The sequence below is a fragment of the Xanthobacter sp. NM-25 genome, from assembly GCF_022138605.1.
Lineage (GTDB): Bacteria > Pseudomonadota > Alphaproteobacteria > Rhizobiales > Xanthobacteraceae > Xanthobacter.
In genome coordinates this window covers 480487-502013 of the sequence record NZ_JACBFS010000002.1, presented here as the reverse complement: position 1 = coordinate 502013, position 21527 = coordinate 480487, and the positions used below count along the sequence as shown (strand labels likewise).

Annotated in this window: 20 protein-coding genes; 4 read left to right on the top strand and 16 right to left on the bottom strand. The window is 68.5% G+C overall.

What is annotated here, in order from left to right:
* Window positions 1–23: 23 nt before the first annotated feature.
* Together MEU52_RS08125 and MEU52_RS08120 are read right to left on the bottom strand one after the other, a co-directional pair.
* Complete coding sequence (locus MEU52_RS08125) at window positions 24–1022, bottom strand: TRAP transporter substrate-binding protein (RefSeq protein ID WP_238120462.1); 999 nt, start codon at window positions 1020–1022, stop codon at window positions 24–26.
* A 92-nt stretch (window positions 1023–1114) separates the two neighbouring features.
* Window positions 1115–2032: a LysR substrate-binding domain-containing protein gene (locus tag MEU52_RS08120; RefSeq protein WP_238120463.1), complete on the bottom strand. Its 918-nt coding sequence runs from the start codon at window positions 2030–2032 to the stop codon at window positions 1115–1117.
* A gap of 228 nt (window positions 2033–2260) precedes the next feature.
* On the opposite strand from MEU52_RS08120, the gene MEU52_RS08115 reads away from it, so the two are divergent.
* Both MEU52_RS08115 and MEU52_RS08110 read left to right on the top strand, forming a co-directional pair.
* A complete protein-coding gene (locus MEU52_RS08115) occupies window positions 2261–2965 on the top strand; it encodes a GntR family transcriptional regulator (RefSeq protein WP_238120464.1) in 705 nt (234 codons plus the stop codon).
* 107 nt (window positions 2966–3072) lie between these two features.
* The gene (locus tag MEU52_RS08110) at window positions 3073–4338 is read left to right on the top strand and encodes a PLP-dependent cysteine synthase family protein (protein ID WP_238120465.1); all 1266 of its coding nucleotides are present in this window, start codon (window positions 3073–3075) and stop codon (window positions 4336–4338) included.
* A 50-nt stretch (window positions 4339–4388) separates the two neighbouring features.
* Here the strand turns inward: MEU52_RS08110 and rsmD are convergent, their stop codons facing one another.
* Both rsmD and MEU52_RS08100 read right to left on the bottom strand, forming a co-directional pair.
* Window positions 4389–4943 (bottom strand): 16S rRNA (guanine(966)-N(2))-methyltransferase RsmD, encoded by a 555-nt coding sequence (rsmD, locus tag MEU52_RS08105; RefSeq protein WP_238120466.1) that lies wholly within the window; start codon window positions 4941–4943, stop codon window positions 4389–4391.
* A 28-nt stretch (window positions 4944–4971) separates the two neighbouring features.
* Complete coding sequence (locus MEU52_RS08100; protein ID WP_238120467.1) at window positions 4972–6831, bottom strand: pseudouridine synthase; 1860 nt, start codon at window positions 6829–6831, stop codon at window positions 4972–4974.
* Between the two features lie 253 nt (window positions 6832–7084).
* Here MEU52_RS08100 and MEU52_RS08095 point away from each other — a divergent pair, with 253 nt between their 5' ends.
* Window positions 7085–7528, top strand: a complete 444-nt coding sequence (locus tag MEU52_RS08095) for a nucleoside deaminase (protein ID WP_238120468.1) — start codon at window positions 7085–7087, stop codon at window positions 7526–7528.
* A 3-nt stretch (window positions 7529–7531) separates the two neighbouring features.
* Here MEU52_RS08095 and rpe read toward each other — a convergent pair whose 3' ends face one another.
* The 8 genes from rpe to MEU52_RS08055 form a co-directional block, all read right to left on the bottom strand.
* Window positions 7532–8224 carry a ribulose-phosphate 3-epimerase gene (gene rpe / locus MEU52_RS08090; protein WP_238120469.1) on the bottom strand — a complete coding sequence of 231 codons (693 nt, stop codon included), beginning with the start codon at window positions 8222–8224 and terminating at the stop codon, window positions 7532–7534.
* A 288-nt stretch (window positions 8225–8512) separates the two neighbouring features.
* Window positions 8513–9595 (bottom strand): class II fructose-bisphosphate aldolase, encoded by a 1083-nt coding sequence (gene fba, locus MEU52_RS08085; protein ID WP_238120470.1) that lies wholly within the window; start codon window positions 9593–9595, stop codon window positions 8513–8515.
* A gap of 42 nt (window positions 9596–9637) precedes the next feature.
* On the bottom strand, window positions 9638–11683 hold the full coding sequence (gene tkt, locus MEU52_RS08080) for a transketolase (RefSeq protein ID WP_273546095.1): 2046 nt from the start codon (window positions 11681–11683) through the stop codon (window positions 9638–9640).
* A 143-nt stretch (window positions 11684–11826) separates the two neighbouring features.
* Complete coding sequence (locus MEU52_RS08075; protein ID WP_238120471.1) at window positions 11827–12702, bottom strand: phosphoribulokinase; 876 nt, start codon at window positions 12700–12702, stop codon at window positions 11827–11829.
* A gap of 18 nt (window positions 12703–12720) precedes the next feature.
* A complete protein-coding gene (locus MEU52_RS08070) occupies window positions 12721–13863 on the bottom strand; it encodes a class 1 fructose-bisphosphatase (protein WP_238120472.1) in 1143 nt (380 codons plus the stop codon).
* A 95-nt stretch (window positions 13864–13958) separates the two neighbouring features.
* Window positions 13959–14909 (bottom strand): CbbX protein, encoded by a 951-nt coding sequence (gene cbbX, locus MEU52_RS08065; RefSeq protein WP_238120473.1) that lies wholly within the window; start codon window positions 14907–14909, stop codon window positions 13959–13961.
* A 119-nt stretch (window positions 14910–15028) separates the two neighbouring features.
* Window positions 15029–15433 carry a ribulose bisphosphate carboxylase small subunit gene (locus MEU52_RS08060; RefSeq protein ID WP_238120474.1) on the bottom strand — a complete coding sequence of 135 codons (405 nt, stop codon included), beginning with the start codon at window positions 15431–15433 and terminating at the stop codon, window positions 15029–15031.
* 10 nt (window positions 15434–15443) lie between these two features.
* Window positions 15444–16910, bottom strand: a complete 1467-nt coding sequence (locus MEU52_RS08055; RefSeq protein ID WP_238125011.1) for a form I ribulose bisphosphate carboxylase large subunit — start codon at window positions 16908–16910, stop codon at window positions 15444–15446.
* A gap of 92 nt (window positions 16911–17002) precedes the next feature.
* Between MEU52_RS08055 and MEU52_RS08050 the strand changes: the two genes are divergently transcribed.
* The gene (locus MEU52_RS08050; protein ID WP_238120476.1) at window positions 17003–17947 is read left to right on the top strand and encodes a LysR family transcriptional regulator; all 945 of its coding nucleotides are present in this window, start codon (window positions 17003–17005) and stop codon (window positions 17945–17947) included.
* Here MEU52_RS08050 and MEU52_RS08045 read toward each other — a convergent pair.
* From MEU52_RS08045 to MEU52_RS08030, 4 genes are read right to left on the bottom strand one after another with little or no spacing between them, the layout of a single operon-like run.
* Complete coding sequence (locus tag MEU52_RS08045) at window positions 17928–18752, bottom strand: phosphodiesterase (RefSeq protein WP_238120477.1); 825 nt, start codon at window positions 18750–18752, stop codon at window positions 17928–17930. The genes MEU52_RS08050 and MEU52_RS08045 overlap by 20 nt on opposite strands.
* An 18-nt stretch (window positions 18753–18770) precedes the next feature.
* Complete coding sequence (locus MEU52_RS08040; RefSeq protein WP_238120478.1) at window positions 18771–19814, bottom strand: ABC transporter ATP-binding protein; 1044 nt, start codon at window positions 19812–19814, stop codon at window positions 18771–18773.
* Window positions 19811–20677 (bottom strand): ABC transporter permease, encoded by an 867-nt coding sequence (locus tag MEU52_RS08035; RefSeq protein WP_238120479.1) that lies wholly within the window; start codon window positions 20675–20677, stop codon window positions 19811–19813. The genes MEU52_RS08040 and MEU52_RS08035 overlap by 4 nt, the downstream gene beginning before the upstream one ends.
* A gap of 9 nt (window positions 20678–20686) precedes the next feature.
* Entirely contained in the window at window positions 20687–21505 is an 819-nt protein-coding gene (locus tag MEU52_RS08030; RefSeq protein ID WP_238120480.1) for an ABC transporter permease, read from the bottom strand.
* Window positions 21506–21527 lie beyond the last annotated feature (22 nt).

Below are 21527 nucleotides of genomic sequence, written 5' to 3'. Positions count from 1 at the left end.
CTTATGGGCGGCGACGGTGCCGATCAGTTCTTGAGCAGCTTGAACTCGGCTTCGAGGTTCAGGCGCTGGGCCAGCTGCGGCTGGATGGGGGCCAGCTTCTCGATGAAGGCCGCCTTGTCCGGGCGGGTCACCTGAACCCCGTTCTCGGCCGCCAGCTTCTTCACCAGGCTGTCGTCATACATCTTGGCCTGCTCCAGGCCATAGGCATTGGCGTTGACGGCGGCGGCGTTCACCACTTCCTGCAGATCCTTCGGCAGCTTCTTCCAGCTGCGATCGGCGATGGAGGTGTGGTTGACCTGCACCGTATGCTCGGTAAGCGCGAGGTGGGGCGCCACCTCGAACAGCTTGGAGCCGGTGTAGCCGGGCAGCGAGCTCTCCATGGCCTGGGCGAGGCCGGTCTGCATGGCGGCATAAAGCTCGCCCCAGGCGACGGTGACCGGCAGCATGCCGAGGGCCGCCCAGGTCTCGCTATCCATGGGGGAGGGCGGAGTCCGCATCTTGAGGCCGGCCAGATCAGCCGGGCTGTTGACCGGAACCTTGGCGGTGGCGAGGTTGCGGGTGCCCGAGCCGCCCAGGGCCAGCAGGCGGATGCCCAGGCCGCGCTTGACGAACACGTTCTCGAAATAGGCCTGCACCGGAGTGCCGGGGCCGATCTTCTCCAGCAGTCCGTTCAGGCCCGGCAGCAGGTAGGGCATGGTGAAGATGCCGAACTCGGGGATCTGCTGCACGCCGTTGGAGACGGTGGAGATCATCATGTCGATGGTGCCGATGCCCATTTCGCCGATGACCGCCGGATCCTGGCCGAGCTGTCCGGAATCGAAGATGCGCACGGCGATGCGGCCGGCGCTCTTCTCCTCGATCTCGCTTTTCAGGCGCTGCGCCATATCGTTGTAGGGATGCGGCGACTTGACGAGGGTGTGCAGCCGCAGCGTGAAGTCGGCGGCGCGCGCGGGGGTGATTTTGAGGCCGGCGGCCAGGGAGGCAGCACCCGCGGCGAGGAAGAGACGGCGTCCGATCAGCATCGAGGATCCCCTTCGGTGGGTCTGGGTTTTATTATTGTCCGTCTATCGATCCGTATGCCCAGCATAAATTCAAATACAAATACGGCATCCGATCATTCGGAAATCTTATGCACGCTGCGGCCGAAATCCGGCAGCTCGGCGATGATGGTGCGCAGGTGGGCGAGAAACTGCGCGGCGGCGCGTGAGAGCGGCGGCCCGGCCGGCTTCAGCACCTGGAAGCAGAACGGCAGCAGCGGCCTGAAGGGGATCGCCCGCAGCCGGTCGCCGAACACGTGCGGGGTGATGGGATCGACGATGGCGATGCCGACGCCGAGCGCGGCGAGACTGCAGGCGGAATAGGAGGGCTGCGTTTCGGCAAAGATGCGCGGTGCGACGCGGGCCTCGGCGAGGCATTGGCGCACATAACCGGCCACCACCGTGTGGGATGCCAGCGCCACGAACGGCTGATCGTGCAGGTCGCGCGGGACGATGCAGGCCTGGTCAGCCAATGGGTGATCGGGCCGCATCACACACACGCAATCGGTGCGGTAGGCGGAGAGCAGTTCGAGATCGGGATGGTCGGCCTCGGTCTGGGCGATGCCGAGATCGATCTGGCGCGAGGCGAGCAGATCGAGAATGCGGGCGGATTCGAAGATGTCGTGGGTCACCTTGACCCCGGCATGGGCGTCAACGAACCGCATCAGGGTGGCGGGCACGATCTCGAACCCCACCATGGGCAGGGTGGCGATATGCAGGGTGGCGCGGCGCAGGTCACGGATCTCGTGAGCCACCACCTCGAGCCGCTCGAGGCCGTAGAACATGCGCTCGACCTCGGTGATGAACTCGAAGGCCTCCGCCGTCGGCTCCGCGCGACCGCCCTGGCGCCGCAGCAGGGGGAAGCCGATGGCATATTCGAGATCGGCGATGAGCCGGCTCACGGCGGGCTGCGACACATTGAGCGCCCGCGCTGCCGCGGTGATGGAGCCATGCCGCATCACCAGGCGGAAGGCGTTGATCTGCCGTTGATTCATAGGGCGCTCCCGGGCCGCTGTCGGCCCGACGCTGCCTCTCCCGCCGGCGAAAATCAATGTAGGGCGGCGCGGCGCGCTATGGTTGAATTACGCCGGTCGATCGCGCCGGGTGGGATCGCTGGGGGCGTCTCTCCGGTCGGCGCGGGCCAGGGTGTTTGCGCTGGCTGCGGCGTAGGCTATCATGAAACGGTCTATTGACATGTCAGATATTGGCAACTGAGGCAATCAATGGCGGACGACGCGCAGATCACGGGCCGAGCCTATGCCGCGATCCGGCAGGACATCATGCGTTGCACCTTGGCGCCCGGTAGCGAGGTCTCCGCCGCCCATCTGGCCGAGCATTTCGGCTTCGGCCTCGGTCCGGTGCGCATCGCCCTCTCCCGCCTGGAGCAGGATGGGCTGGTCAAGGCGCTGCCGCGCAAGGGGTATCTGGTGATCCCCGTGACCCTCAAGAGCGTGCTCGACATCTTCGAGATGCGGGCGCTTCTGGAGCCCTATGTGGCGCGCAAGGCGGCGGGCAAGATTGATCCGGCCAAGCTTGCCTTTCTCAACTCGGTCTGCAATCGCGACTACAATCACCGCAACGCCCAGAGCCGGCTCGAATATCTGGAGGCGAACCGAGCCTTTCACGTGTTCATTGCCGAAAGCGCGGGCAATCAGAAGCTGACCGGCACCTTGTCGCAGATCCTCGATGAGATGACCCGCATCCTGTTCATGGGGCTCGGCCTGCGCAACCGCACCACCGAAATGCAGCATGAGCACAAGGCCCTGGTGGAGGCCCTGGTGGCCAATGACGCCGAGGAGGCCGAGCGGCTGGCGGCGCAGGAGGTGATCTCCTCCAAGCAGATGGTGCTGGATGCCATTCTCTCCAGCTCGGCCATCCAGGACGTGCCGCTGGGGGTGAGCGGACAGGTGGTCGATGTGGGGGTGTAGGCCCGCCCGCTTATCGCTATCTGTATATTTCACAAAGCATTTGTTGACATTTTAATTTAGCAGGCCTGTAGTGTGTCGATCTTCTCCGCTCGACGCCTGGACTCATCATGTCTGCTCTCGACCTCCACGACCTGTCCGACCCCGCTGATCGCCCGCTCGGCGCGGTGGCGCGCGAAGCGTGTGGCGCGGACCCTGTTTCGAGCCCGGAGCAGGCTGCGGTGCCGGCCCTGCGGCGGGATCTGGCGGCGGTACTGGACGGCGCGGGGCGCGAATGGACCCGCCGCGCGGTGGCCGCGCTTGAGGCCGATGCGGCCCGCTCCGCCGATACCCATCTGATGAAGCCGTTGTTTCCCGGCCTCACGGGGCTCGACATCTATCTCAAGAACGAATCGACTCACCCCACCGGCAGCCTCAAGCATCGCCTGGCCCGCTCGCTGATCCTCTACGGAATCTGCAATGGCGAGATCCGCGAGGGGACCCACCTGATCGAGGCGTCGTCGGGCTCCACCGCGGTCAGCGAAGCCTATTTCGCCCGCCTGCTGGGCCTGCCGTTCACCGCCGTGGTGCCCAAGGGGACCAGCCGCACCAAGCTGAGCGAGATCGAGCGCCTGGGCGGCACCTGCCATTTCGTGGATGACGGCGCGCGCATCTATGATGAGGCCCAGCGTCTCGCCCATCTTTATGACGGCCACTATCTCGACCAGTTCACCTATGCGGAACGGGCCACCGATTGGCGCGGCAACAACAATATCGCCGAGAGCATCTTCCGGCAGATGCATGCCGAGCCCCACCCGGTGCCGAGCTGGGTGGTGATGAGCGCCGGAACCGGCGGCACTGCCGCCACCATCGGCCGTTACATCCGCTACCGCGGCTTTCCCACCCGGCTGTGCGTGCCGGACGTGGAGAATTCCGTGTTCTACGACGCCTATGTGAGCGGCGACCGCAGCGTGACCTCGGCCACCGGCTCCCGCATCGAGGGCATCGGCCGGCCGCGGGTGGAACCGTCGTTCCGGCCGGCGGTGGTGGACTGCATGGTGAAGGTGCCGGATGCGGCCTCCCTCGCCGCCATGCATGTGCTGTCGGAGCGGCTCTCTTGCCGGGTGGGCGGCTCCACCGGCACCAATTTCTATGCCTTGTGCGCCCTGGCGGCCACCATGCGGTCGGAGGGGCGCTCGGGCTCCCTCGTCACCCTCATCTGCGACAGCGGCGAGCGCTATGCCGCCACCTATTTCAACGCCGATTGGCTGCGGGACAAGAAGATCGACATCACGCCCTATCGCGCCGTTCTGGAGCGGTTCCTGGATCAGGGGGCATATGATTTCGAGGCCGCCGGCCTGCTGGGCGTGGGCACGCGCGGCAAGCCGAAGGCCTGAGTTGCCGCCCTTCCGAGTGAGCCGGTGTCCGCTTCGCTCGGAAAAACATCCTACGCGGCGTGTTCCAGAACGATCAGCTCGCTCTCGTCATAGGGCCGGCGCTCCAGTTCCCGGAAGCCTTCGGGGCAAGCGAAGGCGCCGGTGCGCTCTTCCACCACGATCAATGCCTCGGGGGTGAGCCAGCCGCCGGCCTGCGCGCTCGCAAGGGCCGCTTCGGCGAGGCCCTTGCCATAGGGCGGGTCGCAAAACACCAGACCATAGGCCTCGCCGGGCCCCATCTCCCCCAGCCGGGTGGCGTCGCGGCGGAAAATGCGGGTCACGCCGGTCAGGCCCAGGGCCTCCACATTCTCACGGATCACGCCGCGCGCGCCGGACGCTTCCTCCACCATGAGGGCGAAGCGGGCGCTGCGGGAGAGGGCCTCGATCGCCAGCGCGCCGGTGCCGGAAAAGAGGTCCAGCACCCGCGCGCCGTCGCACGGATCGCCATAGGCATGGGCGAGCACGTTGAACAGGCTCTCCCGCAGCCGGTCCGAGGTGGGCCGGGTGGCGCTGGAGGAGGGGCCCTTCAGAGTGCGGCCCTTGAACCGGCCGCCGACGATCCGCATGGCTCAGGATCCCCGCTCAATCCCGCTCTCAGCGCTTGCCGCGCGGGGCGGAAGGGCGGCCACCCGGTTTGCCGCCGCCTTTGCCCGTTGGGCGTCCGCCCGGCTTGCCGCCGAAGCCGCCCTTGAATCCGCCCTTGAACCCACCTTTGCCGGCAGGCCGGGCGCCCTTGAAGCCGCCGCTGCGCTCGCGGCCCGGCCCCTCGCCACGCGGCGCCCGATCCCCGGCGCCACCGTCCGGACGCGGCCCCCGAGGCCGATCAGCACCGGGACGGCCACCACCAGGGCGGCCACGGCCGGGGCCGCGGAAATCCTCTTCGCCCTCGCGGGGACGGAAGCTGCGCTGGGGGCGGTCCTCATTGCGCTCGAAGCGGCGCGGGCCGCCTTCATTGCGCGGGCCCCGGGGCTTGTCACCACCGGGGCGGCCCCGGCCGCGGGCCTCCTCTTCGCCCTCACGCGGGCGGAAGCTGCGCTGGGGGCGATCGTCATTGCGCTCGAAGCGGCGGGGGCCGCCTTCGGTGCGCGGTCCACGGGGCCGGTCACCACCGGGGCGACCACGGCCGGGACCACGGAATTCTTCTTCCCCCTCGCGGGGGCGGAAGCTGCGCTGGGGGCGATCGTCATTGCGCTCGAAGCGGCGGGGACCGCCTTCGGTGCGCGGGCCTCGGGGCCGATCCTCACCGGGGCGACCCCGCCGCGGACCGCGTCCCTCCTCCTCGCCATCGCGCGGGCGGAAGCCGCGCTGCGGGCGGCGGTCATCGTCCGCAAAGCGGCGCGGGCCGCGTCCAAAATCCCGTTCCTGATCGCGCCCCGTGCCCCGGCTGCCGCGGGCGGGGCGTTCGGCGTCGTCGCGGGGCTTGGTGACGAGGCGTTCCACCTTCACCGCGCGGCCCCTCTTGTCGGCCACGGTGCCCCGGGTCTCCAGCGCGCCCACCTCGGCGATGCGCCGGCGCACGCGGGGGCCGGTCGGGCGGAACTCGTCCTGGGCCGGCGCATCGCCCTCCGCCTTGCCGCGGCGGGCGGCGGCGGCGGCCGGGCGCGGCGGCGCCGGCTCGATCTCGTGCTCCAGGATGGGCCCTTCGAAATCCGCACCGGCCACGGCGGTGAGCTCGGCGCCGATCTGATCCTTCAGCACGCGGGTGCGGACCTCCTCGATCTCCCCTTCGGGGATCTCGCCCAGCTGGAAGGGGCCGTAGGAGATGCGGATCAGCCGGTTCACCTTGAGGCCGAGGGCGCCGAGCACATTGCGCACCTCACGGTTCTTGCCCTCGCGCAGGGAGACGGTGATCCAGGCATTGGCCCCCTGGACGCGATCGAGCTCGGCCTCGATGGGGCCATACTCCACGCCATCCACGGTGATGCCCTTCAGCAGGCTATCGAGCCGGGCCTGGTCGATCTCGCCATTGGCGCGCACTCGGTAGCGCCGCAGCCAGCCAGTTTCCGGCAGCTCCAGCGCGCGGGCGAGGCCGCCATCATTGGTGAGCAGCAGCAGGCCTTCCGAATTGAGATCGAGCCGGCCCACGCTGACGAGGCGCGGCAGGCCCCCGGGCAGGATCTCGAACAGGGTGGTGCGGCCTTCCGGATCGCGGTTGGTGGTCACCACACCCCGGGGCTTGTGGTAAAGGAAGAGGCGGGTGCGCTCCTTCTCCGGCAGCGGCGCGCCATCCACGGTGATGGCATCGGCAGCGGTGACGGTGATGGCAGGGCTGGTGAGCACGGTGCCATTGACCGCCACCCGGCCCTCGGCGATCCAGGCCTCGATCTCGCGGCGCGAGGCGAGCCCCGCGCGGGCGATGACCTTGGCGACGCGCTCCGCCTCCTTCTTCACGGCTGCGGGCAGCTCGCGTTTCTGGCGCGGAACGTTGTTCTTATCCTTGCGGGGCGGTGACATGCGCGGCATTGAAGGCAATCGACAGGTGTCCGTTCGTCAGGGCTCGATCGCGCCAGCCCTGGCGAATGAACACCCGTCGCTCTCATGTTGATCGGCTGAATGGATGTCCCACGCCAGCGACGGCACGGGACGGTTGATTCGGCTCTAGCACACCAAATGTGGCGCGGCGAGCGCGGCGGCGCTTTTTCGCGTTTCCTTGAACGGAACGGCGGCAGCCGGCGCCATCTCCCGCCCCTCAAACGCAGGAACGCCCATGTCCGGAACCTTCATGCAGATGGCGCTCAACGAGGCCCGGGCGGCGGCGGAGCGGGGCGAGGTGCCGGTGGGGGCGGTGCTGGTGCGTGGTAGCGACGTGGTGGCGCGCGATGGCAACCGCACCCGCGAGCTCAACGATCCCACCGCCCATGCGGAGGTGCTGGTGATCCGCGCGGCGGCGGCCCGGCTCAAGTCCGAGCGGCTGATCGGCTGCGATCTCTATGTGACGCTGGAGCCGTGCGCCATGTGCGCGGCGGCGGCCTCGTTCGCGCGGCTGCGGCGCATCTATTTTGGCGCCGCCGATCCCAAGGGTGGGGCGGTGGAGCACGGCCCGCGCTTCTTCTCCCAGCCCACCTGCCACCACGCCCCCGAGGTTTATGGCGGCATTGCCGAGCGGCAGGCGGCGGAGGTGCTGCGCGCCTTCTTTCAGGATCGGCGGTAGGTTTCAGGCCGCCGCGGCGGCCCCGAGGGCGCTGTGGATCTCCCGCTGCATGGCGCTGATGGTGGCGGCGTAGTCGCCGGCGCCGAAAATGGCGCTTCCGGCCACGAAGGTATCGGCCCCGGCGGCGGCGATGGCGCCGATATTGTCCACCTTCACCCCGCCGTCGATCTCCAGGCGGATGTCGCGTCCGGACCCATCGATGCGCGCGCGGAGCGCGGCGAGCTTGTCGAGGGCGCCGGGAATGAAGGCCTGGCCGCCGAAGCCGGGGTTCACCGACATCACCAGCACCAGGTCGAGGGCGTCCAGCGTGTGGTCGAGCACATTGAGGGGCGTCGCCGGGTTCAGCGCCAGCCCGGCCTTCACGCCCTTCGAGCGGATGAGCTGCAGCGAGCGGTCCACATGTTCGCTCGCTTCCGGATGGAAGGAGATGAGGTCGGCCCCGGCGGCGGCGAACGCCTCGATCATTCCATCCACCGGCTTCACCATCAGATGCACGTCGATGAAGGCATCGGTGGCCTTGCGCAGGGACTGGAGCACCAGCGGGCCGATGGTGAGGTTGGGGACGTAATGGTTGTCCATCACGTCGAAGTGGATCCACTCGGCCCCGGCGTGCAGCACCGCTTCCACCTCGGCCCCGAGCCGGGCGAAATCGGCGGAGAGGATCGACGGGGCGATGATGGGATGGGCACGGGCCATGGGGCTCTCCTGAGGTTCACGCACCGAGGGCGTGATGTGGGGCGGCGGTGGAGGGGGGCCCGCGACCACCTTTTGCTGGACGCCGCCCCCTCCCCCGCACGCGGGGGAGGGGTGGGGAGGGGGAATGCCACGGGTTATGGTGCCCCGCTGCCATCCGAAGGGGCGCTGGGCTTCCCGGCGTGGCGGTCGTCCTCGGCGTCCCTGTCCCTCCCCCGCACGCGGGAGAGGGGATGCGGCGGCTTTGGCGGCGCGGAGCAAGCGACCGCGCTGCGTCCCGATCCGTTCCGCTTATGCTGCGGCGCGGGTGGTGTGGACGGTCTGGGTGAGGGCGCCGGTGGCGTAGCGGCGGGCCATCTCATCCAGCTCCACGGGCTTGATCTTCTCCGCCTGGCCGGCCGAGCCGAACGCCTCGAAGCGGGCGATGCACACCGCTTTCGCCTCGTCCATGGCGGCAGCCAGGAACTTGCGCGGATCGAACTCGGAACGCTTGGTGGCGGCCACGCGGCGCATGGCGGCGGTCATGGCAAGGCGGATGTCGGTGTCGATATTCACCTTGCGCACGCCGTGGCGGATGCCTTCCTGGATCTCCTCCACCGGCACGCCATAGGTCTCCTTCATGTCGCCGCCATAGGTGCGGATCTCCGCCAGAAGCTCCTGGGGCACCGAGGAGGAGCCGTGCATCACCAGATGGGTGGTGGGAATGCGGGCGTGGATGGCCTTGATGCGGTCGATGGCGAGGATGTCGCCGGTGGGCTTGCGGGTGAATTTGTAGGCGCCGTGTGAGGTGCCGATGGCGATGGCCAGGGCGTCGCACTGGGTCGCCTTCACGAAGGCGGCGGCTTCGTCCGGATCGGTGAGCAGCTTGTCGTGATCGAGGGCGCCCTCGGCGCCGTGCCCGTCCTCGGCCTCGCCCTTGCCGGTTTCCAGCGAGCCGAGGCAGCCGAGCTCGCCTTCCACGGACACGCCCACCGCATGGGCGAGCTCCACCACCTTGGCGGTGACGGCGACGTTGTAATCGTAATCGGCGGGGGTCTTGCCGTCCTCCTTCAGGGAGCCGTCCATCATCACCGAGGAGAAGCCGGAGCGGATGGCAGCCATGCACACGGCAGGGGAGGCGCCGTGGTCCTGGTGCATCACCACCGGGATCTCCGGATAGGCCTCCACCGCGGCGGCGATGAGATGGCGCAGGAACGGCTCGCCGGCATATTTGCGCGCTCCGGCCGAGCCCTGGAGGATGACCGGCGAGGCGGTGGCGCGGGCCGCCTCCATGATCGCCTTCACCTGTTCCATGTTGTTCACGTTGAACGCCGGCAGGCCATAGGCCTGTTCCGCCGCGTGGTCGAGCAGCTGGCGCATGGACACGAGGGCCATTGTCCTCTCCTTGGATGCGTTGCGGGATGGGGCTGTGGGGCGTCAGGCGAGGGCGGCGCGGACCGCGTCGCTCACCCGCTCCACGGTGAAGCCGAACAGGGGCCAGAGATCCTTTTCCGGCGCCGATTCACCAAAGCGGTCGATGCCGATGGCGGTGACCCCGCCCAGGCCGAGCCCGGCCCAGCCGCGGGTCACCCCCGCTTCCACCGCGATCACCGGCAGGCCCTTTGGCAGCAGCGCCGCGCGGCTGGCGAGGGGGGCTGCCTCGAACCGCTCGCGGCAGGGCATGGACACCACCCGGGTGCCGATGCCTTCGGTCTCCAGCGCCTCGGCCGCCGCCACCGCGAGCTTCACCTCGGAACCGGTGGCCACCAGCACCGCCTGCGGCGCCGTGGGGCTGTCGCGCAGCACATAGGCGCCGGCGGGAACGGCGGCGAGCTGCTCCACCGTGCGCGGCCAGCCGGGCAGGTTCTGGCGCGACAGGATGAGGGCGGTGGGGCCATCGCGCCGGGTGAGGGCGGCGCGCCAGGCGAACAGGGTCTCCACCCCGTCGCACGGGCGCCAGACATCGAGATTGGGGATGAGGCGCAGGCTCTCCACATGCTCCACCGGCTGGTGGGTGGGGCCGTCCTCGCCCAGGCCGATGGAATCGTGGGTGAGAATGTAGATCACCCTTTGCCCCATGAGCGCGCTCATGCGCATGGCGTTGCGGGCGTAATCGGAAAACACCAGGAAGGTGGCGACGAACGGGATGAAGCCGCCATGCAACGCGATGCCGTTGGCGATGGCCGACATGCCGAACTCGCGCACCCCGTAGAACACCTGGTTGCCGGCAGGATTGCGGGTCACCGGCGTCGCGCCGGGGAAGGTGGTGAGGTTGGAATGGGCAAGGTCGGCGGACCCGCCCAGCAGCTCCGGCAGGGCTGGCGCCAGGGCGGCGAGAGCCTGCTGGCTGGCCTTGCGGGTGGCGATTGTCTCGTTCTTCTCCACCGCGCGGGCGAGGGTGGCGGCGAAGGTGCTCTCGAAGGCGTCCGACAGGGCGCCGGAGAGGCGGCGGCGGAATTCCGCGGCCTCATTGGGATAGGCGCGCGCGTAGGCGGCCATGCGCGCCTCCCAGGCCGCCTGACGGGCGGCGCCGGCCTTGCGGGCATCCCATTTCGCGTAGATGTCCGCCGGCACCTCGAACGGGGCATGCTCCCAGCCCATGGCGGCGCGGGTGCGGGCGATCTCCTCCGCCCCGAGCGGCGCGCCGTGGGTGTCCTGGTGGCCCTGCTTGGTGGGGGCGCCGCGGCCGATCACCGTCTTGCAGCAGATGAGGGTAGGCTTCTCCGTCTCCGCCAGCGCCGCCTCCAGCGCCGTGGCGATGGCCGCCGGATCGTGACCGTCCACGGCGGGGATGACTTGCCAGCCATAGGCGGCGAAACGGGCCGGCGTGTCATCGGCAAACCACTCCTCCACCTTGCCGTCGATGGAGATGCCGTTGTCGTCATAGAAGGCCACCAGCTTGCCGAGGCCGAGCCGGCCGGCCAGCGAGCAGGCCTCGTGGCTGATGCCTTCCATCAGGCAGCCGTCGCCCAGAAACACGAAGGTCCGGTGATCGACGACGGTGAGGCCTGGCCGGTTGAACTGGGCCGCCAGGGTCTTTTCCGCCAGCGCCATGCCCACCGCATTGGCGAGGCCCTGGCCGAGCGGGCCGGTGGTGGTCTCCACCCCCGGCGTCATGCCGTATTCGGGATGGCCCGGGGTGTGGGCATGGAGCTGGCGGAAGCGCTTCAGCTCGGCGATGGGCAGATCGTAGCCGGTGAGATGCAGCAGCGCATAGATCAGCATGGAGCCATGGCCATTGGACAGCACAAAGCGGTCGCGGTCGGGCCAGGCGGGATCCGTGGGATTGTGCCGCAGATGGTCGCGCCACAGCACGGTGGCGATCTCCGCCATGCCCAGCGGCGCGCCGGGATGGCCGGACTTGGCCTGCTCCACGCCATCCATGGCGAGGGCCCGCAGGGCGGCGGTGACCGGCCAGGCGAGGCTGCCCGGGGTGCGGTCCAGCGGGGCCGCAGGCGTCAGGACGTCAGCAATGGCATTCATGATGGGTCCTCTCGACCTCAGGTTCCGACACGTCGGGTCAAGGGGGGAGGGCGGCGCCACGGGTCCCCAGGGCATCGGGGACATGTCGCCCTCCCCCGCAGCCTCCCGCGCGAGGAGGAGCTCGGGTTCAGCGTCGGTGCGGCTCACTCCGCTCGGCGCTTGCGGTCCATCAGCTTCATGATCAGCGGGGTGAGCAGGAGCTGCATCGCGAGATCCTGCTTATTGCCCGGGATGACGATGGAATTCGCCCGCGACATGAAGGAGTTGTGGATCATCGACAGGAGGTAGGGGAAGTCGATGCCATGGGGATCGCGGAAGCGGATGACCACCATGGATTCATCGGGCGTCGGGATCCAGCGGGCGACGAACGGGTTCGAGGTGTCCACCGTGGGCACCCGCTGGAAGTTGATGTCCGTCTCCGTGAACTGCGGGCAGATGTAGCGCACGTAATCGGGCATCCGGCGCAGGATGGTGTCGGTGACATCTTCCGTGGAATAGCCGCGGGTGGCCTTGTCGCGGTGGATCTTCTGGATCCACTCGAGATTGATCACCGGCACCACGCCGATCTTCAGGTCCGCATGGCGGGCGACATTCACCTCGTCGGTGACGGCGGCGCCGTGCAGGCCCTCGTAGAACAGCACATCGGTGCCGTCTTCCACCGCCTCCCAGGGGGTGAAGCGCCCCGGCTCGGCGCCGTAGAGGCGAGCTTCGTCCGCATCGTGCACATAATGGCGGAAGCGGCCGGAGCCGGTGGCGCCATAGTCGCGGAAGAGCGTCTCCAGCTCGCCCAAGAGATTGGTCTGGGGCGAGAAATGGCTGAAATGGCGGTTGCCGTTGGTGGCTTCCGCCGCCATCAGCTCGCGCATCTCCAGCCGGTCGTAGCGGTGGAAGGCATCGCCTTCCACATAGGCCGCCTTCACGCCCTCGCGGCGGAAGATCTGGTCGAAGGTGCGCTTGACCGAGGTGGTGCCGGCCCCCGACGAGCCGGTGACGACGATGATGGGATGCTTGATCGACATCTTATGGCTCCCGCCCGGTCAGATGAACAGGCCGCGCCGCGCGAACAGCGGCGAGCGGGCGCCGTGGCCGGCGGGTTCGTCGTGGTAGCGGCCCACCCGGGCCACCTCCTCGCGGGAGCCGAACACCAGGGGCACCCGCTGGTGCAGGGCGCTGGCGGTGCGGTCGAGAATGGCGCCGCGCCCGTCGGTGGCGGCACCGCCCGCCTGCTCCATCAGGAAGGCGATGGGGAAGGCCTCATAGAGCAGCCGGAGCCGGCCCTGGGCGTAGCCCTTCCGGGTATCGCCGGGGTAGAGATAGATGCCGCCGCGCCGCAGGATGCGGTGGGCGTCGGCCACCATGGAGGCCACCCAGCGCATGTTGAAATCGCGCTCGCGCGGGCCCTTCCGGCCGGCCAGGCAATCATCCACATAGGCCCGGACCGGATCGTCCCAATGGTGGTAGTTGGACATGTTGATGGCGAATTCCGCCGTGCTCTCCTTCACCGCCACGTTGGCTTCGGCGAGGCGGAAGGTGCCGGCGCGGTCGAGGGCGAAATGCCAGGTGCCGGCGCCCACGCTCAGCAGCAGCGCCACGTGCGGCCCGTAGATCACATAGCCGCCGGCCAGTAGATCGCGTCCGCTCTGGAAGAAGGCGGCGGCATCGGCGCCGGTGGCGCCTTCGGGGCGGGGCAGCACGGCGAAGATGGTGCCCACCGACAGGTCGGTATCGATGTTGGAGGAGCCGTCGAGGGGGTCGATGGCGACCAGGAGCGGCGCGTCGGGGTTGAGCTCCACCGCCGCCTCGTTTTCCTCGGAGGCCACCGCCGCCACCGGCGCGGTGGCGAGCGCCGCAATGATGAGGTCGTTGGCGATGACGTCGAGGGCCTTTTGCCCCTCACCGGCCTCGCCGGAGGACAGAGTGGCGCCGAAATCGCCGCCGAGGGGACCCTCGGAGATCCGTGCCGCCAGCGCGATGGCGCCAGCCGCCAGCGCGGTCAGGGTGTCGCTCACGCTTCGGCGGCGGGTGTCGGCGCCGGCCCAGGCGTCGAGCACTTCGGCCAGAGGCGTGCCCAGCGGTGCCACGGGCGGGGCCGGGCGGGCGGCTTCTCCGGACGCGGCCGGCGGCGCGTGGGGATCGGTGATCAGAGCGGCGGCGGCCGGCTCCAGGATCGGCTCCAACATGACGTTCATCTCCCTGAGGGTCTTTGCCCTGCGGCCCGTTTGCGGGCCGTCTCACCTGTTCTTGTCCCCATGCGCCGTCGGGCGGCGCCAGAAAATCAAACGACCGGTCCCGGCTGGGGAGCGTCGATGCCCCCGGAAAACACCCGGCTCGCCCGCACGTCCCCTTCGGTGAGGGTTTCAAGCGCATCACGGTCGGTGAGCCCGCCCTGGTCGAACAGCCGCAGCGACTGGCGCAGGCGCATGCGATCGAAGGCGTTGCGGATGGAGCGGGCGTTGGCGAAATTGGGCTGGGCTCGGCGCGCCGTCACATAATCGGCGAGCGCCTGCTCGGCCTCGGCGCTGAAGCGGTAGTCGGCCGCCTCGGCCATGGTCTTGGCGATGGCCACCAGTTCGTCGTCCTCATAATCGGGGAAGTCGATGTGGTGGGCGATGCGGGAGCGGAAGCCGGGATTGCTCTCGAAGAAGCGGTCCATGCGGTCCTTGTAGCCGGCCAGGATCACCACCAGATCGTCGCGCTGGTTCTCCATCACCTGCAGCAGGATCTCGATGGCCTCCTGCCCGTAGTCCCGCTCGTTCTCCGGGCGGTACAGGTAGTAAGCCTCGTCGATGAAGAGGACGCCGCCCATGGCTTTCTTCAAGATCTCTTTGGTTTTGGGTGCCGTGTGGCCGATATACTGGCCCACGAGATCGTCCCGCGTCACCGAGACAAGATGACCCCGGCGCACATAGCCCAGCCGGTGGAGAATCTGCGCCATCTTGAGCGCCACCGTGGTCTTGCCCGTGCCGGGATTGCCGGTGAAGGCCATGTGCAGGGTGGGGGCACCGGCATTGAGGCCGAGGCTTTCCCGCGCGCGGCCGATGACGAGGTGGGCGGCGATCTCGCGAATGCGCCGCTTCACCGGCTTCAGGCCGATCAGGTCGGCTTCGAGATCGGCCAGGAATTCAGGAACCTCGCTCTCGGTGAAGAGAGCACCGAGGTCGAGCGTGCCGTCGGCGTCCCGCGCCGGCAACGCGGCGGACGGTGCGGAGAGGGTTGCGTCAAGCATCGCTCGATCCTCGGCTAAGTTGCGCGGTGGGAACAGCCGCGCTGGTGACACGATGGAAGAAACCTGAAAGGGGCCCCCGGCGGGGGCAGTCGTCGCGCCGGGGGCCGTGCGTGCTGCGGTCAGCGCGCCTCGAACTGGGCGCGATGGCGCATCGCATAGCGCTGGGTGCGGCCGGGCCCTTCGGTGCGATCGAGCCGGAAGCCGTCTTCCTTGGCCGGCCGCTGCACCAGGAAGGACAGGCGCACCGTCTCCCAGCCGCGGGTGGAGTCGAAGGCATTCACCCGCACATATTGGTTCGGGAAGGTGGCGCGGCAGGCGTTGATCTCGCCGAACACGCCGGCGGCATCCTTGAGATCGAACATGGGCAGGCCCCACATCTCCCAGTAATTGTTCCGGGGATGGGGATCGTCCGTGTATTCCACCGAGACCGCCCAGCCTTGTTCCAGGCAATACTGGACCTGAGCCTTGATCTGCGTGTCGGTGAGGTCGGGAAGGAAGGAAAAGGTTCCTTGAGTGATACGCATGGCAGTGTCCTCAGGCGACAGACGCGGTGGGCACGAAATCAGACGTGTCGGTGGAGGCGTAGTTGAAGGTCACCTCACCCCAGGTATCGAGCGCGGCCTTGAGGGGCGCGCAGGTCTTGGCGGCGGTGATGAGGATTTCCGCCCCCTCGTTCCGGATGTCGCGCCCCTCGTTGCGGGCGAGGATCATGGCTTCGAGGGCGACCCGGTTGGCGGTGGCGCCGGCCTGGATGCCATCGGGATGGCCGATGGTGCCGCCGCCGAACTGCAACACCACATCCTCCCCGAACAGGTCGATGAGCTGGTGCATCTGGCCGGCATGGATGCCGCCGGAGGCCACCGGCATCACCTTGCGCAGGCCGGCCCAATCCTGATCGAAATAGAGGCCGCGGGTGTAGTCGGTCTGCGTCACCATCTCGCGGCAGACGTTGTAATAGCCCTGCACGGTCATGGGGTCGCCTTCCAGCTTGCCCACGGCGGTGCCCGCATGCAGGTGATCGACACCGGCGAGGCGCAGCCACTTGGCGATGACGCGGAACGACACGCCATGGTTCTTCTGCCGCGTGTAGGTGCCATGTCCCGCCCGGTGCATGTGCAGGATCATGTCGTTCTCGCGGCACCAGTTGGAGATGGACTGAATGGCGGTCCAGCCGACGATCAGATCCACCATCACCACCACGGAGCCGAGCTCCTTGGCGAAGTCGGCGCGGCGGTACATCTCCTCCATGGTGCCGGCGGTGATGTTGAGGTAGTGGCCCTTCACCTCGCCGGTCTCAGCCTGCGCTTTGTTCACCGCTTCCATGCAGTAGAGGAAGCGGTCGCGCCAGTGCATGAAGGGCTGCGAGTTGATGTTTTCATCGTCCTTCACGAAATCGAGGCCGCCCTTCAGGGCTTCATAGACCACGCGGCCGTAATTCTTACCGGAAAGACCCAGCTTCGGCTTGGTGGTGGCGCCCAAAAGCGGGCGGCCGAACTTGTCGAGGCGCTCGCGCTCCACCACGATGCCGGTGGGCGGGCCGCGGAAGGTCTTCACATAAGCGACGGGAAGACGCATGTCCTCCAGCCGCGCCGCCTTCAGCGGCTTGAAGGAGAAGACGTTGCCGATGATGGAGGCGGTAAGGTTGGCGATGGAGCCTTCCTCGAACAGGTCGAGATCATAGGCGACCCAGCAGAAATACTGCCCCGGCTGGCCCGGCACCGGCTCCACCTTATAGGCCTTGGCGCGGTAGACGTCGGCGGCGGTGAGGCGGTCGGTCCACACCACGGTCCAGGTGGCGGTGGAGCTTTCACCGGCCACCGCGGCGGCGGCCTCCACCGGGTCCACACCCTCCTGCGGGGTGATGCGGAACAGGGCCAGGACATCGGTGTCCTTGGGCTGGTAGTCCCCATCCCAATAGCCCATCTGGGCATATTTCAGCACGCCGGCGGCGTACCTTTTCTTCGCATCCTTGATCTGCCCGATGGCGGCGTCGGCACCCATGGCGACCTCCTCTTTTGTTGAACGAAAGTTGCATCGGGCCGCGCATTCGGTAAATTTGAATGATCTGAATATCGAATTCAGGAAATCTGAATATGGCACTGCACTGGAGCTTGAAGCAGCTGCGTCTGGTGGCCCTGGCCGCGGCTTCCGGCTCCTATGCCAAAGCCGCGCAGGAGCTGAATTTGAGCCCGCCGGCGGTGACCGCCCAGATGAAGGCGCTGGAGGAAGAACTGGGCATGCCCGTGTTCGAGCGGGTGGCCGGCGCTCTGCGACCGACCGCCGCGGGAAAGGAGCTGATTGCTGCGGCGCAGCGTGTGTCCCAGGCGCTCGGCGAGGCGGAGCGGGCCATCCTCGCGCTGAAGAGCCCCGATGCCGGCGCGGTGGTGGTGGGAGTGGTCTCCACCGCCAAATATTTCGCGCCCATGGCGCTCGCCGCCTTTCGCAAGCGCCATCCAGCCATCGAGCTGAAACTGGTCATCGGCAACCGGGCGGACATCATCGCCGGCCTCGCCAATCTCGATGTGGATCTGGCGGTGATGGGCCGCCCGCCGCTGGATCTCGATGCCGAGATGGAGGTGATCGGCGATCACCCCCATGTGGTCATCGCTCCGCCGGAGCACCGGCTGGCCCGGCGGCGGCGCCTCACCCCGCACGATCTGGCGCGCGAGGCGTTCCTGATGCGCGAGGAGGGGTCGGGCACGCGCATGCTGATGGAGAAAGTGTTCGCCGAAGCCGGTGCTCCGCCGCCCCCCATCGCCATGGAGATCGGCTCCAACGAGACCATCAAGCAGGCGGCGATGGCGGGGCTCGGCCTGTCCTTCATCTCCGCCCACACGGTGGCGGCGGAGGTGGCGGACGGCCGCCTCACCATCCTCGAGGTCCGCGGCCTGCCGGTGATGCGCCAGTGGCTGGTGGTGCGGGCGCGGGGCAAGCGCCTGCTGCCCGCCGGCCAGGCCCTGCAGGCCTTCCTGGCGCGGGAGGGCGGCAGCTACCTGCCGCGGATGTCGGGGCCGAAGGTCAGCGCGCCGAGCCGATGATGCGCCCGTCGGGCCCGAAGAAGGGGAAGGGCCCGGGGAAGTCGCCGATGAAGCTGCGGTGGGTCACCAGCTGCCCGTCGGCGAAGCGATGCAGGGCGAGGCTCGGCGGCTCCATATGGAAGGTGGGCGGGGCTTGCGGATCGAGAGCGAGGCTCACCGAATGGGCCGGCGCCGGGGCGATGGTGGCGGCGATGCCGGCGAAGGTGGTGGTCACCGCGCGGTGCACATGGCCGCAGGTATAGCCCAGCACCTGGGGATGCCGGCGGATCACCGCCGCCAGATCCGCCGCGTCGAACAGGTTCTGCACGTCCATATGGCGGATGCCGGTGAGAAAGGGTGGATGGTGGGCGCAGATGAAGGTGGGCCGCGCCGGCGCAGCCGCAAGGGTGCCCTCCAGGAAGGCGAGGCCGGCGGCGCCGATCTCCCCATGGGGCCGGCCCGGCACGCTGGAATCCAGCATCACCAGACGCAGGGCAAACTCATCCACCACATAGTGCGCCTTGCCGGCCGTGGCGCGGTGGGCCACCGCCGGAAAGGCGGCCAGCACGCCCTGCGTGCTGTCATGATTGCCGGGCACCGGGAAGACCGGCATGGGCAGCGGCGCGAGGATCTGCTGGAAGCGGGCATATTCCTCGGCCTTGTCGAAATCCGTGAGGTCGCCGGTGACGATCACCGCGTCGGGGCGCGGCGTCAGCGTCAGGATGTGGCGGACCGCCGCTTCGAGGAAGACGGCGGTGTCCACCACGTCATAGGCGAGGGTTCCGGGCAGGCGGATGTGGGTGTCGGTGAGCTGGGCGATGAGCATGGGCGGTGTCGGCAACCATCACACGAGGGACAGGCGAGACGGATCGAGCCGCAGCCCCATGGCCGCGCCGGCGGCGACGAGCTGCTCGGCGGGGGCTTCCACCACCACCCGCGTCCCGTCGGCCCCGGCCAGCACCACGCGCTGCCGCGCCCCCTGAAACTGCACCTGTTCCACCTGGAAGACGAGCCCCGTTTCTTCCGGCGCGCACAGGCTGGCCGCCTCCGGGCGGAACAGCAGGGTGGCTTCCGCCTTGTCCGCCCCCGCAAACGGCAGGCTGCCGGCGGCGCTGGCGAAATGGCCGGCCTTGAGGCTTCCGGCGAGGCGATTGGTGATGCCCACGAAGGTGGCGACGAAATCGTTCTGCGGCTGGAAATAGACCTCGCGCGGCGTGCCCACCTGTGCGATGGCGCCCTGGCGCATGACGACGATGCGGTCGCCCAGCGCCAGCGCTTCGGCCTGGTCATGGGTGACATAGATGGCGGTGATGGCGAGCCGGCGCAGCAGGGAATCGATCTCGGCCCGCAGATGCTCGCGCAAGGCGGCGTCGAGGGCGGTGAGGGGCTCGTCCAGCAGGATCACCCGCGGCCGCACGGCGAGCGCCCGGGCCAGCGCCACCCGCTGGCGCTGGCCGCCGGAAAGCTGGGTGATGCGCCGCTCCGCCAGGGTGTCGATGCGCATCATCTCCAGCACCGCGTGGGCCTGGCGCAGCCGCTCGGCCTTGGCGACGCCGCGTACCCGAAGGCCATAGGCGACATTGTCGATGACGCTCATGTTGGGGAACAGGGCATAGGACTGGAACACCATGCCCACGTTGCGCTTCTCGATGGGCAGGGTGGTCACGTCCGCGCCGTCGAAGGCGATGTGGCCGCCGGCGTCCGGGCTCTCCAGGCCGGCGATGATGCGCAGAAGCGTGGTCTTGCCGCAGCCCGAGGGGCCGAGCAGCACCAGGGTTTCCCCGGCCGGAATGGAGAGGTCGAGCGGCTCCAGCGCCCGGGTGCCGTCGGCAAAGGTCTTGCCGCAGCCGGAAAGGGTGATGGCGGCGCCGGTGGCGGTTAAGGTCATGGCTGTTCTCCGGCGATCAGCGGCGGGCCCCTGTTGGCCTTTGTGGGGGTCTGGGCGCGGGTCTTGAGGGGGCGTTCGAGGCCGAACATCTGGATCGCCACCAGCAGCGGCACGATCATCACGAAGAACACCAGCGTGTAGGCGCTGGCGATCTCCAGCCGCATGGAGGCATAGCTGTCGGCAAGGCCCACCGGCAGGGTCTTGGTGAGTGGGGTATGCAGCATCCAGGTGAGGTTGAATTCGCCGATGGAGAGGGTCACCACCATCAGTGCGCCGGCGAGAATGCCGCCCTTGGCGTTGGGCACCACCACATGGAAGAACCGCTGCAGCGGTGAGGCGCCGAGCGAGGCTGCCCCTTCCTCGAGGGTGCGCACATCCACGGCGGCAAGCACCGCCATCACCGAGCGCAGCATGAAGGGCAACGTGTAGAGCACGTGCCCCACCAGGATGAACAGGGGGCTCATGCGGAACTCGCGGAAGCCGCCATAGGCGATGATGAGGGCGAGGGCGAGGGCAAGGCCCGGAATGGCCACCGGCAGCGTCACCACCTCTTCCACCAGTCGCGCCATGCGGCCGGGCCTGCGAACCAGAGCCCAGGCCGCCGGCACCCCCAGCACCAGGGTGACGGCGAGGGTGCCGAGCGCCAGAGCGATGGAGAAGCCGATGGTGTCCGAATAGAGCTTCAGCACCTCCTTCACCCAATCGAGGGTCAGGCCGGAGCTGAGGCCGCGGAAGTAATTGGCGGTGAAGCCGGCGAGGATGGAGGCGCCGGCGGGCACCAGCAGGAAGGCGGCGACCACAAGGGTCACCAGGAGCTGCAAAGCGAAAGTCAGGCGATGGGGGCTCATGGAACGTGGGCTCATGGAAGATCCTCAACCCGCCGCCGCGACGCCGGAGCCCGAGAGGCTGCGGGTGAGCGCCAGCACGCCCCAGGTGATCAGCCCCAGCGCCAGGGACAGGGCGCTGGCGGTGGCGAAATTGGCGTTGAGGGTGAACTCCGTATAGATGGTCATGGCCAGCACATCGATGCGGGTGGCGAGGGTGAAGGCGGTGCCGAACGCCCCCACCGCGGTGGCGAAGGCGATGGCGCCGGAGGCGATCAGCGCCGGGGCGATGCCCGGCAGGGTCACGTCCCGCATCACGTGCAAACGGCTGGCGCCCAGCGAGCGGGCGGCCTCCTCCAGGTTCGGGTCCAGCTTGTCCACCGCCGCCATCAGGGTCACCAGAACCCGCGGCAGCGAGAAATAGACATAGCCCGCGAACAGCCCGCCCATGGAATAAGCGAACACCCACTTGCCCAGCCCCAGCGCCTGGGTGGCGTTGCCAAGCAGTCCCTGGCGCCCGGCGAGGAGGATGATCATGAAGCCCACCACCACGCCGGGGAAGGCGAGGGGCAAGGTGAGCAGGGACACCAGCAGCGCCCGGCCGGGAAAGCTGTTGCGGGCGAGGAACAGGGCCACCACCGTGCCGATGGCGAGGGTGGCGAAGGTGACCGCCGCTGACAGCAGCAGGGTCGAGATCAGCGTCTGCAGATGCCGCGGGTTGGTGAGGATGGCGAGATATTCCATGGCGCCGTTGGGTCCGCCACCCGCCACCGCGACGAGCCGCACCAGCGGCAGCACGAAGAAGGCGGCCACGAACAGGAACAAGGGCAGCAGGAACAGGCGGGCGAGACGGTCGGCGCTGGTCATGGGCGCGGCTTCACGGCTGGGG